Annotated in this window: 16 protein-coding genes; 11 read left to right on the forward strand and 5 right to left on the reverse strand. The window is 63.9% G+C overall.

Annotated elements, in window-relative coordinates:
- Positions 1–11: 11 nt before the first annotated feature.
- Positions 12–332: a hypothetical protein gene (locus tag BUE39_RS16310; protein WP_073429702.1), complete on the reverse strand. Its 321-nt coding sequence runs from the start codon at positions 330–332 to the stop codon at positions 12–14.
- Between the two features lie 211 nt (positions 333–543).
- Here BUE39_RS16310 and BUE39_RS16315 point away from each other — a divergent pair, with 211 nt between their 5' ends.
- The 5 genes from BUE39_RS16315 (at position 544) to BUE39_RS16335 (ending at position 8381) form a co-directional block, all read left to right on the forward strand.
- On the forward strand, positions 544–2544 hold the full coding sequence (locus tag BUE39_RS16315; protein ID WP_073429703.1) for an amylo-alpha-1,6-glucosidase: 2001 nt from the start codon (positions 544–546) through the stop codon (positions 2542–2544).
- A gap of 71 nt (positions 2545–2615) precedes the next feature.
- Entirely contained in the window at positions 2616–5435 is a 2820-nt protein-coding gene (locus BUE39_RS16320; protein ID WP_073429704.1) for an MGH1-like glycoside hydrolase domain-containing protein, read from the forward strand.
- A 79-nt stretch (positions 5436–5514) separates the two neighbouring features.
- On the forward strand, positions 5515–7122 hold the full coding sequence (gene zwf / locus BUE39_RS16325) for a glucose-6-phosphate dehydrogenase (protein ID WP_073429705.1): 1608 nt from the start codon (positions 5515–5517) through the stop codon (positions 7120–7122).
- A gap of 39 nt (positions 7123–7161) precedes the next feature.
- Positions 7162–7962 (forward strand): ROK family protein, encoded by an 801-nt coding sequence (locus tag BUE39_RS16330; RefSeq protein WP_073429706.1) that lies wholly within the window; start codon positions 7162–7164, stop codon positions 7960–7962.
- Positions 7963–8069: 107 nt separating this feature from the next.
- On the forward strand, positions 8070–8381 hold the full coding sequence (locus BUE39_RS16335) for a high-potential iron-sulfur protein (protein WP_073429707.1): 312 nt from the start codon (positions 8070–8072) through the stop codon (positions 8379–8381).
- Between the two features lie 53 nt (positions 8382–8434).
- On the opposite strand, the gene BUE39_RS16340 is transcribed toward BUE39_RS16335, so the two are convergent.
- Positions 8435–8785 carry a DOPA 4,5-dioxygenase family protein gene (locus BUE39_RS16340; RefSeq protein ID WP_073429708.1) on the reverse strand — a complete coding sequence of 117 codons (351 nt, stop codon included), beginning with the start codon at positions 8783–8785 and terminating at the stop codon, positions 8435–8437.
- A 47-nt stretch (positions 8786–8832) separates the two neighbouring features.
- On the reverse strand, positions 8833–9306 hold the full coding sequence (locus BUE39_RS16345) for a GNAT family N-acetyltransferase (protein ID WP_073429709.1): 474 nt from the start codon (positions 9304–9306) through the stop codon (positions 8833–8835).
- Positions 9307–9748: 442 nt separating this feature from the next.
- Here BUE39_RS16345 and BUE39_RS16350 point away from each other — a divergent pair, with 442 nt between their 5' ends.
- The 6 genes from BUE39_RS16350 to BUE39_RS16375 all read left to right on the forward strand — a co-directional run bounded on the left by BUE39_RS16350 (position 9749) and on the right by BUE39_RS16375 (position 14325).
- A complete protein-coding gene (locus BUE39_RS16350; protein WP_073429738.1) occupies positions 9749–10021 on the forward strand; it encodes a DUF1488 family protein in 273 nt (90 codons plus the stop codon).
- Between the two features lie 828 nt (positions 10022–10849).
- Positions 10850–11323 carry a hypothetical protein gene (locus BUE39_RS16355; protein ID WP_073429710.1) on the forward strand — a complete coding sequence of 158 codons (474 nt, stop codon included), beginning with the start codon at positions 10850–10852 and terminating at the stop codon, positions 11321–11323.
- Between the two features lie 305 nt (positions 11324–11628).
- Positions 11629–11982 (forward strand): YciI family protein, encoded by a 354-nt coding sequence (locus BUE39_RS16360; RefSeq protein WP_073429711.1) that lies wholly within the window; start codon positions 11629–11631, stop codon positions 11980–11982.
- A 146-nt stretch (positions 11983–12128) separates the two neighbouring features.
- The gene (locus BUE39_RS16365; RefSeq protein WP_073429712.1) at positions 12129–12542 is read left to right on the forward strand and encodes a YciI family protein; all 414 of its coding nucleotides are present in this window, start codon (positions 12129–12131) and stop codon (positions 12540–12542) included.
- Positions 12543–12638: 96 nt separating this feature from the next.
- Positions 12639–13046, forward strand: coding sequence for a VOC family protein (locus tag BUE39_RS16370; RefSeq protein WP_073429739.1), 408 nt, complete (start codon positions 12639–12641; stop codon positions 13044–13046).
- A gap of 4 nt (positions 13047–13050) precedes the next feature.
- Positions 13051–14325: an RNA polymerase sigma factor gene (locus tag BUE39_RS16375; protein ID WP_073429713.1), complete on the forward strand. Its 1275-nt coding sequence runs from the start codon at positions 13051–13053 to the stop codon at positions 14323–14325.
- A 13-nt stretch (positions 14326–14338) separates the two neighbouring features.
- On the opposite strand, the gene BUE39_RS16380 is transcribed toward BUE39_RS16375, so the two are convergent.
- A complete protein-coding gene (locus BUE39_RS16380; RefSeq protein ID WP_073429714.1) occupies positions 14339–14956 on the reverse strand; it encodes a LysE family translocator in 618 nt (205 codons plus the stop codon).
- 74 nt (positions 14957–15030) lie between these two features.
- The gene (locus tag BUE39_RS16385; protein ID WP_073429715.1) at positions 15031–15609 is read right to left on the reverse strand and encodes a DUF4337 domain-containing protein; all 579 of its coding nucleotides are present in this window, start codon (positions 15607–15609) and stop codon (positions 15031–15033) included.
- Between the last annotated feature and the right edge of the window lie 230 nt (positions 15610–15839).

Here is a 15839-nt window from a genome sequence, read left to right on the forward strand (position 1 = left end):
GGCTTGGGGAGTTAGTTGCTGCCGGCGCTGTCGCCTGGTGCGTAACGCATCACGGGCGCGACTTGCCGGCTGTCGGCGGCGAGGCTGGCTTGCATGTTTTGCGTGATTGCGTCGGAAGCGGCGAACGGGTTCTCCGCGAGCGGTGTGGATGCCGCGGATGACGTCCCCACGTTTTGCGCAACATCGTTGTTGTTCGCGACAACGGGCGACGAAGATGCCGAGGTTGTTGAAGCAGTGGCAGCCGGTGGCGAATCATCCGCGCCGCAGCCGCTCAACGCATACATTGCAAGCGCGATAAACAGCGCACTCGCGAGGCGTTTGTCTCTTCTCATGTCCGCATCCGGTTTCGTGAAAGCGGATGCAGTCTCTAATCCTTCCGAGAAATATTTGTGAAACGTTTGAGAGTCAGTGAAACTTGTTCGATGCGTCGGTTCTTCGAAAGGCGATGGAAAGCGATCAGCAGGACAATGTTCACCGCAGCGCCATATGTCCGGTAGTTTTGGCGTATCGAAAGATCACGGCTTGGCCTATTCCGGTAAATTCATGACACGCATCGAAAGACCTTTCGACATCACGCGTCTCGAAGACGAATGGCTCGAAGCGGATGGCTTCGGCGGATTCGCATCGGGCACGGTCGGCACGCTGCGCACGCGCCGCTATCATGCGTTGCTGCTCACCGCGACGCGAGCGCCGGGAGGGCGCATCGCGCTCGTCAATGGCGTGGAGGCGTGGCTCGAAACCGATGGCACGCGTTATCCGTTGAGCATGCAGCGCTATGTGCCGGACGTGGTCTATCCCGACCTGGCGCCGAGCCTTCTTCAATTCGACACCGTGCCGTGGCCGACCTGGCGGTTTCAGCTCGATACGCAGGGGGTGCTCACCGCCGAGGTATTCGTGACCAAGGCGACGCGCGAAACGGTGTTGCGTTGGCGGCTCGATGGCGCGATCAACGGCGTTCAGGCGTTACCCGCGATGCGCGCATTCACCTTGAAAGTGAGACCGTTGCTATCGGGCCGCGACTATCACGCGTTGCACCACGAAAATCCCGCGTTCAATTTCAACGCGCGGATCAGCAACGGCGACGCATGCGTGAGTTGGCAACCCTACGGCGACGTGCCGCTGATCAGCGCAGTCACGAACGGCGTCTACACGCACGCGCCCGATTGGTATCGGAACTTCTGCTACGTTCGCGAGCGCGAGCGTGGCCTCGACTTCAGCGAGGATCTCGCGACGCCCGGCGTATTCAGCTTCGATCTGGCGGCGAGCGAGGCGGTGATGATCCTCAGCGCGCCGAGCGTCACGACCGCATGCACGGCCGCATCCGCCACCGAGCCGACAGCGCAGCCAGGCGCGCGACCACCAACCGCGCATGCCGCGGAGTTGGCGCGCATCGAGGAGCAACGCCGCAGCGCACTCGGCTCGCGGCTGCAACGCTCCGCCGATGCCTACGTGGTCACGCGCAACGAAGGCCGCACGATCCTCGCCGGCTTTCCGTGGTTCACCGACTGGGGCCGCGACACGTTCATCGCGATGCGCGGCTTGCTGATCGCATCGGGCCGACTCGACGAGGCCGAAGCGATCCTGCTCGAATGGTCGGGCACGCTATCGGAAGGCATGCTGCCGAACCGTTTTCCCGACTACGGCGACGCGCCCGAATACAACTCGGTGGATGCGTCGTTGTGGTTCATCGTCGCCCTGCACGACTATCTGGCGACGGGACACGCGAGCGCCGCTACGCGAACGCGTCTGCAGCGAGCCGCCGAAGCCATCCTCGTGGGCTATACGAACGGCACGCGCTTCAACATCCAGGCTTCCGCCGCCGATGGCCTGTTGAACGCCGGCGTCCCCGGCATGCAACTCACGTGGATGGATGCCAAGGTCGGCGACTGGGTCGTCACGCCGCGCATCGGCAAACCGGTCGAAGTACAGGCGCTGTGGATCAACGCATTGCGCATTGCAGCAACGTGGAATCCGCTGTGGCTGCCGCCCGCCGAGCGAGCGTTGCAAGCGTTTCGCGAGCGCTTCGTCGATTCGTCCACGCAGGCGCTGTTCGATAACGTCGACGTGGATTTCATTGAAGGCCGCGTCGATCGCTCGATCCGCCCGAATCAGATTTTTGCCGTGGGCGGTCTGCCGTTTCCGTTGCTCGAAGGCGCGGCGGCGCGCGCGGTGCTCGACCAGGTCGAGGCGCATCTGCTCACGCCGCTTGGCCTGAGAACGCTGGCGCCGTCCGATCCCGCCTATCGCGCGTATTACGGCGGTCCGCCGCTGGAGCGCGATGGCGCCTATCATCAAGGAACCGTGTGGCCGTGGCTGCTGGGCCCGTTCGTCGAAGCATGGCTGCGGGTGCGCGGCAATGCGGCGGACGCTCGCGCCGAAGCCAAGGCGCGTTTTCTCGATCCGCTTCATGCGCATCTCGACCACGCCGGCCTCGATCATCTCTCGGAGATCGCCGGCGGCGACGCTCCGCATGCGCCTGGCGGCACGCCGTTCCAGGCGTGGTCGCTCGGCGAGTTGCTGCGCGTGGAGAAGCTGCTTGCCTAGTTGAAGCCCAAGGTTACGCAAACCGCGCTAGGATGTGAGTCCCACCGCAAGCCTGATGCAAGGACGTCGTCATGCCACCGCTTCGCGCCGCCAATCTGCTCGCCACCGTTGAGGGTTCACGCCTGCATTCGGCCGACTGTGCACATTGGCAACGCTGGGGACCGTATCTCAGCGAGCGTCAGTGGGGCACCGTGCGCGAGGATTACAGCGCGGACGGCACCGCCTGGGATTACTTTCCGCACGACCATGCGCGCAGCCGCGCCTACCGTTGGGGCGAGGACGGCATCGCCGGTTTCGGTGACGACACGCTGAGCTGGTGCGTGTCGCTCGCGCTGTGGAATCGCCGCGATCCGATTCTGAAAGAGCGTCTTTTCGGCCTCACCAACGCGCAGGGTAATCATGGCGAGGACGTGAAGGAGCTGTACTTCTACCTCGACGGCACGCCCACGCATTCGTACATGCGAATGCTCTACAAGTACCCGCACGCCGCGTTTCCGTACCAGGACCTGATCGAGGAAAACGCGCGCCGCGGCGGCGACATGCCGGAGTATGAAATTCTCGACACCGGCGTATTCGACGACTTGCGTTATTTCGACGTGCAGGTCGAATACGCGAAACATGCGCCCGACGATATTCTGATGCGCGTGACGATCGAGAATCGCGCGGACGAGGCGGCCTCGCTCGACGTGCTGCCGCAAATCTGGGCGCGCAATTCGTGGTCATGGAAGGAAAACAAGGAGAAGCCGTCGCTCGCCATCCGCACGGATCACAACGGCGAAGCGCATGTGCTCGGGCATCATCGCGTCCACGACCCGATCGTGGTGACGGCATGGTCGAAAGACGCGCCGCGCATCACGTGGCTGTTCTGCGAGAACGATACCAACGTCAAGCGCCTTTTCAACATGGAAGGCACGGGTCCGTTCAAGGACGGCTTCAACGATTACCTCGTGCACGGCGACGAACAGGCGATACGCCGCGACGCGGGCACCCGGGCCGCGGCGCATGCGCCGATCGAACTCGGGCCGCATGGGCGGGCCGTGGTGTACATGCGCTGGTGTCCGCAGGGCAACCTGGGCGACGCGCAACTCGACGCCGATGCGGTGTTCGCGCACCGCATCGCCGAGGCCGACGAATTCTACGGCGCCCTGCAACACGAAATCCACGACCCCGACGCGCGTCTCGTGCAGCGTCAGGCGCTCGCCGGCATGCTGTGGTCCAAGCAGTACTACCAGTACGACGTGCAGCGCTGGCTGGACGGCGATCCGCTGCAACCCAAGCCGGCCGCCTCGCGCAAACACGGCCGCAATGCGGACTGGCGGCACCTGTGCAATGCGGACATCGTGTCGATGCCGGACAAGTGGGAATACCCGTGGTACGCATCGTGGGACCTGGCGTTTCATGCGGCCGCTTTCGCGCTGATCGATCCGGCGTTTGCGAAGCGTCAGTTGCTGCTGCTGGTGAAAGACCGCTATCAGCACCCCAACGGCCAGTTGCCCGCCTACGAATGGGCGCTCAGCGACGCCAATCCGCCCGTGCATGCGTGGGCCGCGTGGCGTGTCTACGAGATCGACCGCGCGCTCACGGGCAAGGCGGATCGCGATTTTCTGGAACTGGTCTTTCACAAGCTCCTGCTGAATTTCTCGTGGTGGGTAAACCGCAAGGACGCCGACGGCCGCAATATTTTTCAGGGCGGCTTTCTCGGGCTGGACAACGTCGGCATCTTCGACCGCTCTTCGCCTTTGCCGACCGGCGGCCACATCGATCAGGCCGACGGCACCGCGTGGATGGCCGCCTACGCGCTCGACCTGATGCGCATCGCGCTCGAACTCGCGTATGCGAATCACGTGTTCGTCGATATCGGCGTGAAGTTCTTTGAGCACTTTCTGTATATCGCCGAAGCCGTGAGTTGCGACGACGGCTGCGATACGGGCCTGTGGGACAGCGAGGACGAATTCTTCTACGACAAGCTGCGCCTGCCCGACGGCAGCAGCGTGCCGATGCGCGTGCGGTCGATCGTCGGTCTGATTCCGCTCTTCGCCGTGCACGTGCTTGAAGAACGCTTGCATGGCCACTTGCCGTGTCTGCGCGAGCGGCTCGTCTGGTTCCTCGAACATCGCCCCGATCTGGCGAAGCTGGTCTCGCGCTGGAACGAGCCGGGCAAGGGCAATGCGCTGCTGCTCTCAGTATTGCGCGGACACCGCATGAAAGCTTTGCTGCGCCGGGCGCTCGACGAAAGCGAATTCCTCTCCGACCACGGCGTGCGCGCGCTCTCGCGATTCCATCGCGACCATCCGTTCGTGTTCAACCACAACGGCAACAGCTTTTGCGTCAAGTATCTGCCGGCTGAATCGGATACGCGCGTGTTCGGCGGCAACTCGAACTGGCGCGGTCCGGTGTGGATGCCGGTGAACTATCTGCTGATCGAATCGCTATACGAATTTCACCGCTATTACGGCGACGAGTTTCGTGTCGAGTATCCAACCGGCTCGGGGCAAAAGTTCTCGCTCAGCGAGATCGCCGACGAACTGGCGCGCCGTGCCACCACGCTGTTCCTCAAGAACAGGGACGGCGAGCGTCCGGTGATGGGCGCGTATCCGCTGTTGCAAGCCGACCCCCGGTCGCGCGATCTGATTCTGTTCCACGAGTATTTCCACGGCGACAACGGGCGCGGCGTGGGCGCTTCGCATCAAACCGGGTGGAGCGGGCTCGTCGCATTGTTGCTGCAACCGCGCGCCATGGCGGCGTCGGGCAATGTGCCGCTGGCGGGCGAACCGGAGCGCGCGCCGATTCCGACCGCGCCCACGCCGGCCATGCCGGAACCGGAGCCCGAACGTGAGCCGGTCCTGGCTTCCGCATCGGCGCCTGTATGGCGTGCCCGGCTGCGCACCTGAACGCCGGCTGCGGCCGGGTTCAGGCGCGGTCTTTCCTGTATCGCCAGGTTCTTTTCATCGCTTTTCGAACGTGAATCCCATGTCGACTACACCGAATACCCCGCCATCCGATAGCGCCGGCCACGAACTCAGTTGCAAGATCAGCGCGCGGGCGCACGATGCGCCCGCCTCGCCGGCCGGCAAGCGGCCCGCGCCGCCTTGCACGCTGGTGATCTTCGGCGCGGCCGGCGATCTGACGAAGCGGCTCCTGATGCCCGCGCTGTACAACCTCGCGGTGGACGGCCTGCTCGACGGCGGCATGAAAATCGTCGGCGTGAATCATGGCGCGCGTGAGACGAGCAAGTGGCGCGACGATTTGCACGCGTCGCTGCGGCAGTTCGCGGCGGACAAAGCCAGCACCTTCCACGCCGGCAAGCTCGACGACACAGCGTGGGACTGGGTCGCGCAACGCCTCGACTACATGGCCGGCGAATTCGAATCCGACGAGACGTTTGCGATGCTCAAGCAGAAGCTCGATCACACGCCGGGCGGCAACGTGATCTTCTATCTCGCGGTCGGCTCGCGCTTCTTCGAACCGATCGTCGAGCATCTCGGCCAGGCGGGCTTGCTGAAAGAAGGCGAGGGAGCTAGCGGCGGCTTTCGCCGCATCGTGATCGAGAAACCGTTCGGCACCGATCTCGCCTCGGCGCGCGATCTGAACGCGCACATTCTGTCGTATGCGAGGGAATCGCAGGTGTATCGCATCGATCACTTTCTCGGCAAGGACACCGTGCAGAGCATTCTCGCCGTGCGCTTCGCGAATGCGCTGTTCGAGCCGATGTGGCGGCGCGAGTACATCGACAACGTGCAGATCAGCGCGGCCGAGACCCTCGGCGTGGAAGGGCGCGGCAAGTTCTACGAGCAGACCGGCGCGTTTCGCGACATGGTGCCGAACCATCTGTTCCAGTTGCTCGGCATGGTCGCGATGGAACCGCCCAATTCGTTCGACGCCGAAGCCGTACGCGACAAGAAGGCCGAGATCTTCGACGCAATCCAGCCGCTGAATCCGGACGACGTCGTGTTCGGTCAATACGAAAACGGCCCGGCGGGCATCGGTTACCGCGAGGAGCCGGACGTCGCGCCGAACAGCACGACCGAAACTTACGCGGCGGCCCGCGTGTTCATCGAGAACTGGCGCTGGGCCGGCGTGCCGTTCTATCTGCGCACCGGCAAGCGGCTCGCCGCGCGCCGCACGGAGATTGCAGTGCAGTTGAAACCCGTGCCGTTCCGTTTGTTCCGCGACACACCCGTCGACGCGTTGACGCCGAACGTGCTGACCTTGCGCATCGATCCGGCGCACGGCACGAGCTTCGACTTCAACGTGAAAACGCCGGGGCCGGTGATGCGGATCGGCGCGGTGCAGTCGTCGTTCGATTACGGCGACTTCTTCGCGGAGCGTGCCAACGTCGGTTACGAAACCTTGCTGTACGACTGCATGCTCGGCGACGAGACGTTGTTCCAGCGTGCGGACAGCATCGAAACGAGCTGGTGCGCGGTGGACGACGTGCTGCATCCGAAAACCGGCGGCGCGCTTGCGGTGCACGGTTATGCAGCCGGCAGCGACGGACCCGCGCAAGCGGATGCGCTACTGGCGCGCAACGGCCATGCATGGCGGCCATTGAAAAAGAACGCAATCGAGAAGAAGTGACGCGATCCAACGCTTCAATAGGACACAACGGGGGACACGGTGGCGACACGTAAGGCGAAAGTAAAAGACAGCACCGAGCGGATTCTCGCGATCGACGTTGGCGGCAGCGGCCTGAAAGCCGCAATCATCGGTGCGGACGGTCAGATGCAAACCGAGCGCATGCGCGTGGCGACGCCGCATCCGTGCACGCCGGATCAGTTGGTGGATGCGCTGGCGAAACTGGTCGAGCCGCTCATCAAACAGGCGCCGCCTTCGCTCATGTCGATCGGTTTTCCCGGCGTGGTGCGTAATAACCGCATTCTCACGGCGCCGCACTTCGGCATCGAGGGCTGGCACGACATTCCGCTCGCGGATGCGTTGGCGCAACGCCTGGGCGGTTTGCCGGTTCGCATGATCAACGACGCCGAGATGCAGGGCTTTGCCGTGATCGAAGGCCACGGCATCGAATTCGTGCTGACGCTCGGCACGGGCGCGGGCACGGCGCTCTTTCGCGACGGCGAGCTGATGCCGCACCTGGAGCTTGCGCATCATCCGGTGAGCAGGAAAGGCGTCGCGTACGACGAGTACATCGGCGAGGCCGCGCGTGAACAGGTGGGGAATAAGCGCTGGAACCGGCGCGTGCAGAAGGTGATCGGCATTCTGGACTCGCTGGTGAATTACGACAGGTTGTGGATCGGCGGCGGCAACGCGGCGCGTCTCACGATCGAGTTGCCGGCCAACGTCGCAACCGTTTCGAACGATGCGGGTATTCAGGGCGGCGCGCGGCTATGGCATCCGAAGTCCGTGCGCGAAACGCGGCAGTTGCCCGAGGCGAATGAACGGATCGGGCGTTTCAAATGACCGGTTCCACAAGCGGCACCTGGCGGAATAAGAACATGTCGACGGAATAAAGCGCTCGGTCTAAACGTTTGCCGTCGACGGGCACCCCACTTTCCAACGGATCAACAATGAAAACATCGCGCCGTCATTTCCTGCTGCTGAGCGTGGGCGTGGGTTCATCGCTCGTGCTGTCGCGCGCCGCGTTCGCCGACAGCGCCAACGCGCTCAGCGAAGCCGATCCGAAGGCGCAAGCCGTCGGCTATAAAGAGGACGCGTCGAAGGTCGACAAGGCGAAATTCCCCGGCTATGCCGCCGGGCAAACCTGCGGCAATTGCTCGCTGTTCCAGGGCAAAGCCACCGACGCTTACGGCGGCTGCACGGTGTTCGGCGACAAGCAGGTGGCCGCGCGCGGCTGGTGCGGTTCGTATACGAATATGTGAGCGGCGCGTTCGTTGATTGAACACGCGCTGCGTGCGCGCGGATTCGGCGCGCTTCAGCGCAACGCGCCCAGCGCCAGTTCGTGCGAATCGCCGATCCATACCGCGGCGTCGCGATGATCGCGCAAGGCGTCGCCGGTATTCGGATGCAGGAAAACATCCAGCGCGCCGTGATTCAACGTGAGCCAGCCGACCAGTTCGGCGAACTGCTCGTGCGCGAACGCGAGCTGATACGACCACATGGGATGCGGTCCGACAGGCCGTTCGTGGAAACGGCCCATTTGCAGCCTGCCGTTCCAGCGCGCTTCGATTTGCTCGCGAAAGGCCCACGCGGCGTCGCGGCTGCTCGAATCGAAATAAATGTGAGCGTGCCAGTTGGCAATCACTGAGGTGTCGCGAAAGGTCATAACAAAGTCCGTTGGGTTCGACGCGTCGAACAGTCTTTATCCGCCATTTATTCTGCTTCGGTTTCCGCCGACGCGCGCGGCGCACGCCTCATGTGAAACTGTCTGTCATCTTCGCCGATGGTTTCGAAGCCCAGGCGCTCGTACAGGCGCTTCGCGGGATTGCCTTTGAGCACCTTCAGCGTGACCGGCAGCGCTTCCATCTGCGCGGCTTGCAGGACGGTATGCAGCACGCGTTCGCCGATGCCGCGCCCTTGGTGTTCAGCCGAGATTTGCAATTGCATGACGACCCACTCCGTGTCGGTGCGGTGCGCTTTGAGCAAGCCGGCCGGCGCGCCGTCGATGCAGATCACGCGCGCTGTGTCGTAACGATGCAGCACGCGCGCGCGATGTTCGGCGTCGTCCGAAGCGTCGCCAGCGCGTGCGAGGTGTTCGGTCATGGTCGCCTTGCGCAGGTCGAACAGAAAGGCCTCGTCGGCGCTCAGCGCTGGGCGCAGGGTGAGGGCGGGTTCGTGATCGGACATGTTGGTAACGTTTCCGGCGAGGGCGACGGTCAGTAAAAATTGGCGTGAATTGTCGAGCCAGCAGCGCTTTTTTACCACGCGCTCAGGTTATCGCCTCTCGACTTCATTGCTCGAAGCACACGCCGATGTCATCGACCGATGCTCTTATCGATGCGGATCAGCATATCGCCGCGTGCGCCGTCTCAGGCGCTACCGGACTTTGCAGCTTGTGAGACGAGGTACGGCCTCAGTGGGCATCATCAGGCGCAGCGACCCGCCGCGCCTTGGTATGCAAATTGGCATGCGCTTTGCTTTTGTCTCACCCGCGAACCGGCGAGTGCGCAATTTCGATGCCTGCTCGCGCAAGGCGGCGAACCGCCGCGCGGCCGGCGTTTCGTTCAGTTTCTTCCGGCGTCGTTCGTTCAACACGGCGAATGGCTTAATGAACTTTGCGAGGTGGGCTATGGAGGTTATCGAGCTTGAACCTAGCGTCTCGGCAGACGGACGCGCGGTGATTTTCCAGCTTTCGGCGCGAGGGCGGGAGCTCGAATGCGCCGTGACGCGCGAGGCGCTGGAACAGCACTTCTGGCTGCAACGCGACGCCGGCGAGGAACGCGTACTGAAGACCTTCGCGGACGGACGCAAGCGCATCATCGCCGTCGCCGAACGAAAGATGCTGGCGCGGCCCGGCGAAAAAGTCCTGTTGACGATCAGCGACTTCGCCGCGCGAGGTTGATGTTTTTCGCCGGGTCGAGCGTCGCTCGGCACCGGCCCGCCCGCCAGATAACTCACCACACTCACCACGGCGTAACCGGCCCGCACGCCTCTGACATCGGATGAAAGCGCCGCGTTACGCCGATTCGTCAAATTAGCCTGCCAATTCCCCTCGCTTCGGCCAATTGCCGTCGCATGCTCTCGCCTACACTGTTTTCCATGGAGCGACAAAACACCGAGCCCCATCGACGCGGTCTCCCCCCGCGTTGTTTTGAACCGTACCGTTGATGGCAGTGTGCCGCGTTGTCGAATGCGGCAGGGCAGTAAAGCAGTAGGAAGTAGAAGCAATGCAAACGGCGCGCGATCCACGCAAGAAGCGCGCGAATCAGTAGGGGGTTGCAGCCAGGCGTAGTTGAAGGCGAAGGACCCGGCTGCGATGCAGTCGCAGTACAAGGCAGCACCCGCTTTTGCAGTAGCAGTAGGAACAACAAGCACGGCAGCAACAGCAGCAATAGCAGCAATAGCAGTTCAGTCGGTAATCGCTTTTTGCAGCAGCAGTTGAGGTAGCAACAGCTTGATTGGTTTGCGGTGGTGACAGGTCGGCAGGCATCCACGCGCGTGCACGACCCTTCCATCCTGTCCGGCCCTGTTCTCTCGCGGGAACAGGGTCCCTTTTTCGTTTGAACCACTCCTCCGACGTTTAAGCCGGCCTTAATAGTTGCTTGCCATGATGGCGACACGGTCTCGCAGTCGAGCCCTGTCAAGCCGCCGGCGTTTCGGCGGCGCTTATCGCCGAAGTCGTGCAGAATTCGGTGGTCAAGCTGAAAGTCAGCGAAGGAGGTTGAACGATATGTCCAGTAAGTCGCGAGTCCGCAAGCACAGCCAATCGGCCATGTCCCCGCTGTTGCGCGCGCTGACCTTTAGCCGCACCGCACACGAGCCGGTCACCACGGCGATGGTCCTGCAGGCCTATAGCGCGCTCGACGCGTTCCGGCACAGCCACGGCTCGCGGACGCTCCACACGACGTTGAGCCGGCATTTGCTGGTCTCGCAAGAGCTTGCGCGGCTTGGGCTCGGTGAGGACTTGCTGGCCGACATCGAAAGCGCGCATGCCGCAATGGTTCAGGTCGACGCCCGCGAGCATCGCGACGGCGCGTGGACCGTCGAGGACGACGAATACGCCCGCCTGTGCGCGGCGCTGGCGATTCTGGACGGGCAATTGTCCGTCGCATCGTTGAGTGAGATTGCGAGCGCCGAAGCGCGAATGATCGAAGGCTTGATGCGCTCCGCGCAGATGCGGGCGATCGCCGAAGCGGCGGTCTGATCGGTACGGCAGTCTCGCTCCGATACTGCGCCAACGAAAACGCCCCGCATGGGGCGTTTTTGCATTGCAGCGGCTTCGCGCCGTGCAGCGAAAACGCGCGATCGACGCAAAAAAGCCTCTCGTGCCGCGCGGAGACGACGAGTCTCCGTAAAGATCCCAATCGACCGCCACGCCGGCGTCGGGCAGCGTTTGCCGGAGTGATCCGCGCTTGCTAGACTGCCTCACCCTACCTACCGCAAGCGCGTTGTTTGCGTTCATACGCGTACCGGGCGTTCACGTCCGCGGCGCGATCAATCGGAGACGCCATGTCTTACATGCTGCTCATCGTCGAACCCTCGCATCAACGCATCGAGCGCGGCGAAGCCGCGGGGCGCGAAGTCTACGACCAGATGGTGCGTTTCGCCGCCGACCTGAAAGAACGCGGCAAACTGCTCGCCGTCGAATCGCTCACTTCGACGAAAGACGCCGTGCGCGTGCAGGTGCGCAACGGCCAGCCGAAACTGCTCGACGGCCCGTTTGCCGAAGCCAAGGAAATGATCGGCGGTTTCTTCCTGCTCGATTGCGAAAGCCGTGACGAAGCCGTGGCGATCGCGCAAGCCTGTCCGGCGGCGTCGTGGTGCACCGTCGAGGTTCGCAAGCTCGGACCTTGTTTCGCCTAGGCGATAGACGCATCCGTTGGCAGACCGGGGGTTTTCCCTGGCGCGTCGATAGGGGTGTCGATCCGGTCGTGCATCGCTCGTCGTGTGAGTAAGGAGCCAGCAAGGCTGCACGGCTCTCCCTCTCACCACGAAAAGGAGTAACGGCGATGCGATTCATGATCCTGGTCAAGGCGACGGCCGCCAGCGAAGCCGGCGACATGCCCGACGAAGCGCTGCCGGCCGCGATGGCGACCTATCACGAAGAACTGGCCAGGGCCGGCGTGCTGCTCGACGCCACCGGCTTGCAACCGAGCTCGAAGGGCTGGCGCGTTCACTACAGCGGCGGCAAGCAGACCGTGGTGGAAGGTCCGTTTGCGGAAACGAAGGAACTGATCGCCGGCTACACGTTGATTCAGGTCCGCTCGCGCGAGGAAGCGATGGAATGGGCGCGGCGCTTTCCGGCGCCGTTCGGCGAGCAGGCCGAGGGCGAAATCGAAGTGCGGCAGCTATTTCAACTCGACGACTTCGAACCCGGCCCGCAAGTCGAGCGATTCCGCGAACTGGAAGCGGCCAGGCGCTGAGCCGCGCGTCGATCCGAACGCCGCGCCGCATGCGCGGCGGCACCTGCCCCAACGCGCGGTCGCCGCGCAGCATCACCTGACCAACGGATGCTCATCATGCACAAGCAGATTTACGTCAATCTCGCCGTCGACAATCTCGAACGATCGAAGGCCTTCTTCAGCGCGATCGGTTTCAGCTTCGAGCCGCGATTCACCAACGACCAGGCGGCGTGCCTGATCCTCGGCGAGAACCTCTACGCGATGCTGCTCGTCAAGGCGCTGTTCAAGTCGTTTACGCATAAGGCGCTTTGTCACCCGAAGGAAAGTACCGAGGTGCTGGTGGGCCTGTCATGCGAAAGCCGGGGCGAGGTGGATGCGCTGGTCGCGAGAGCGCTCGCCGCGGGCGGCACGGCGCCGCGCGCGCCGCAGGACTACGGCTTCATGTACGGCCACGGTTTCGAGGACATCGACGGGCACGTCTGGGAGCTGATCTACATGGACCCGAACGCCCAGGCGGCGGGCTGAACTCGTGACGATACCGGCCACCCATCGTGCCATCGAGGCCGTCTGGCGGATCGAATCCGCCAAGGTCATTGCCCACGTCGCGCGGATCGTGCGCGACGTCGGGCTCGCCGAGGAACTGGCGCAAGACGCGCTGGTGGCCGCGCTCGAGCATTGGCCGGAGGCCGGCGTGCCCGACAATCCGGGAGCATGGCTAATGGCGACCGCGAAAAACCGTGCGCTCGACCGCTGGCGGCAGGAAGCGCTGCATGCCCGCAAGCGCGAGGAACTGGGCCACGATCTCGACGCGCTGGAGGCTCATCTCGTGCCCGATTTCGTCGATGCCCTCGATGCCGCGCGTGCCGACGATATCGGCGACGATCTGCTGCGGCTGGTGTTCACCGCGTGTCATCCGGTGTTGTCCACCGACGCGCGCGTCGCGCTGACGCTGCGGCTGCTCGGCGGCCTCACCACCGACGAAATCGCGCGGGCGTTTCTCGTGCCCGAGCCGACCATCGCCCAGCGCATCGTGCGGGCCAAGCGCACGCTGTCGGCGGCCAAGGTGCCGTTCGAGGTGCCGCAGGCCGACGCGCGCGCGCCGCGGCTCGCGTCGGTGCTGCAAGTGATCTACCTGATTTTCAACGAAGGTTATTCGGCCACCGCCGGCGATGACTGGATGCGTCCCGCGCTATGCGAGGAAGCGCTGCGGCTTGGGCGGGTGTTGAGCGGTCTCGTGCCCGACGAAAGCGAAGTGCATGGCCTCGTCGCGTTGATGGAGATTCAGGCGTCGCGCACGCATGCACGCACCGATGCCGAGGGCCGTCCGGTGCTGCTGCTCGATCAGGATCGCAGCCGCTGGGATCCGCTTCTGATTCGCCGCGGACTGGCCGCGCTCGACGCCGCGCATGCGCTCGGCGGCGCGAGCGGTCCCTATGCATTGCAGGCGGCGCTGGCCGCGTGTCACGCGCGCGCGCGCCGCGCCGACGACACCGATTGGGCGCAGATCGTCGCGCTCTATGACGCGCTGGCCCAGGTGGCGCCTTCGCCGGTGGTCGAGCTGAACCGGGCGGTGGCGGTGGGCATGGCGTTCGGGCCGGCTGCCGGTCTGGAGATCGTCGACGCGCTCGCCGCCGATCCCGCGCTCGCCAACTATCACTGGCTGCCGAGCGTGCGCGGCGATCTGCTGGCGAAACTGGGGCGCACGGAAGAGGCGCGCGCCGAATTCGAACGCGCGGCCACGATGACGCGCAATGCGCGCGAGCGCGAGTTGCTGCTCGAACGCGCACGCGGCGGTGCGCATTGAATCGTATGAGCCGCTAGCGAATCAACTGACGCACGCCCAGCGCGACGATCAGGCCGCCGCACACGCGATCGATCCACGCCTTGCAGCGCCGGTACGCCGTTGCGATGCGTGCGTGCGACAACGTCAGCGCGACGAATCCATACCAACTGCTCGCGACGACGCCCACCATGCCGAGCATCGCGGCAAAGGTTCCCACGCTCACATGCGCCGGCGCGGCCGAAGAGAACACGGCGGCGAAGAACGCCATCGACTTCGGATTCGCAATGTTGGTCGCGAAACCTTGCGCGAAGGCCTGCCGGAAGCCGCCCGCCGCCGCCTTCACGGTTTGCGCCGGCTTGCCCGCCGACGCGTTGACGATCAGCCGGCCGCCGAACCAGATCAGATAAGCCGCGCCTGCCACTTTCACGACCAACGCGAGCCACGGAAACGCGGTGAATACGATACCGACACCGAGAATCGCGCAGCTTGCCCAGAGCAGGTTGACCAGCACGATGCCGGCGACCATCGCGAGCGCCTCGACGCGCGTGGCCGACGCGGCCTTGTGCGCAACGGCGACGAAGTTCGGCCCGGGGATCACCACGCCGGCCACATACACGGAGAAAACGCCTAGAACGGCAGAGCCATCAATCACACACCACTCCTTATCGCGGACAGTACGGCGCGGCGCAATCCGAGGATGCGTCCGCTAGCCGTTGTTGCATCGAATCAAGCCGAGAAAAACGCCACCGCGCCCATCACCACGCCGGCCGTCGCCACCACGAACGACAGATTGCGCAGCCACCTCTTGCGAGTCAGCAAGGTGATCGCACAGAGGGCGATCGCGACCTGGATCAACGTCGTGGCCTGCGCCCAGCGATGGTGGCCGTGCAGAAGGGCTTCACTCTTGGCGTCGTTGTCCAGCACTTCCTTTTCGATCGCCTCGGCCTTCGCGCGGATCGGTTCTTTCTGCTGCTTGTACTTGTCGACATCCGCGGCGAACTTCGCGTGGGCATCGGTGTTGCCGGGCGAGAGCGCCTCGCCGAGTTCGGCGAGGTTCTGCTTTTCGCCCTTGGCCTGGTAGTAATTCCATTGGTTCGACGCTTCGGTCTTCTTGATGGCGGCTTCGTTCTTGTAGTACAGCGCCAGGTTTTCGCTGTTGCCGCTCTGATAGGCGCACAGCGCGCCGATCGTCGCGAGGACCGCCGTTATCACGGCCATGCGGCCCGCAAAGGGGTCCGCGTCATGATGGCCGGCGTGCTGAACGGCATGGTCGTGCGGACCGTGGACTTCATATTCTTCAGACATCCGATTCTCCGAGGCAGGGCTTTTCTTTTGATGTGCGGGCGGCGCGCGTGCTGGCGACATGCGTGCAAGCCGCGCTGCGATGCGCGGGTTGCGGGGCCGGCGGGCCTCAATCTTAGCGTGTGGCGAGGGGGGAGGGGGAAGCTGTTGGGTTGGGGCCGCTGGGCATACGCGCACAAAATCTGCGATCATCGCTCGCACTCTCAACGCTCCTTGACTTTCAGGCGTTCCCG

The sequence above is a fragment of the Paraburkholderia terricola genome, assembly GCF_900142195.1.
Classification (GTDB): Bacteria; Pseudomonadota; Gammaproteobacteria; order Burkholderiales; family Burkholderiaceae; genus Paraburkholderia; species Paraburkholderia terricola.

What these genes read in the sequence shown, in the direction of transcription:
- BUE39_RS16370 (WP_073429739.1), top strand. Translation starts at nt 12,639, where the DNA reads ATGCACAAGCAGATTTACGTCAATCTCGCCGTCGACAATCTCGAACGA.
- BUE39_RS16345 (WP_073429709.1), bottom strand. Translation starts at nt 9,306, where the DNA reads ATGTCCGATCACGAACCCGCCCTCACCCTGCGCCCAGCGCTGAGCGCC.
- BUE39_RS16340 (WP_073429708.1), bottom strand. Translation starts at nt 8,785, where the DNA reads ATGACCTTTCGCGACACCTCAGTGATTGCCAACTGGCACGCTCACATT.
- BUE39_RS16350 (WP_073429738.1), top strand. Translation starts at nt 9,749, where the DNA reads ATGGAGGTTATCGAGCTTGAACCTAGCGTCTCGGCAGACGGACGCGCG.
- zwf (WP_073429705.1), top strand. Translation starts at nt 5,515, where the DNA reads ATGTCGACTACACCGAATACCCCGCCATCCGATAGCGCCGGCCACGAA.
- BUE39_RS16315 (WP_073429703.1), top strand. Translation starts at nt 544, where the DNA reads ATGACACGCATCGAAAGACCTTTCGACATCACGCGTCTCGAAGACGAA.
- BUE39_RS16310 (WP_073429702.1), bottom strand. Translation starts at nt 332, where the DNA reads ATGAGAAGAGACAAACGCCTCGCGAGTGCGCTGTTTATCGCGCTTGCA.
- BUE39_RS16360 (WP_073429711.1), top strand. Translation starts at nt 11,629, where the DNA reads ATGTCTTACATGCTGCTCATCGTCGAACCCTCGCATCAACGCATCGAG.
- BUE39_RS16335 (WP_073429707.1), top strand. Translation starts at nt 8,070, where the DNA reads ATGAAAACATCGCGCCGTCATTTCCTGCTGCTGAGCGTGGGCGTGGGT.
- BUE39_RS16355 (WP_073429710.1), top strand. Translation starts at nt 10,850, where the DNA reads ATGTCCAGTAAGTCGCGAGTCCGCAAGCACAGCCAATCGGCCATGTCC.
- BUE39_RS16385 (WP_073429715.1), bottom strand. Translation starts at nt 15,609, where the DNA reads ATGTCTGAAGAATATGAAGTCCACGGTCCGCACGACCATGCCGTTCAG.
- BUE39_RS16365 (WP_073429712.1), top strand. Translation starts at nt 12,129, where the DNA reads ATGCGATTCATGATCCTGGTCAAGGCGACGGCCGCCAGCGAAGCCGGC.
- BUE39_RS16320 (WP_073429704.1), top strand. Translation starts at nt 2,616, where the DNA reads ATGCCACCGCTTCGCGCCGCCAATCTGCTCGCCACCGTTGAGGGTTCA.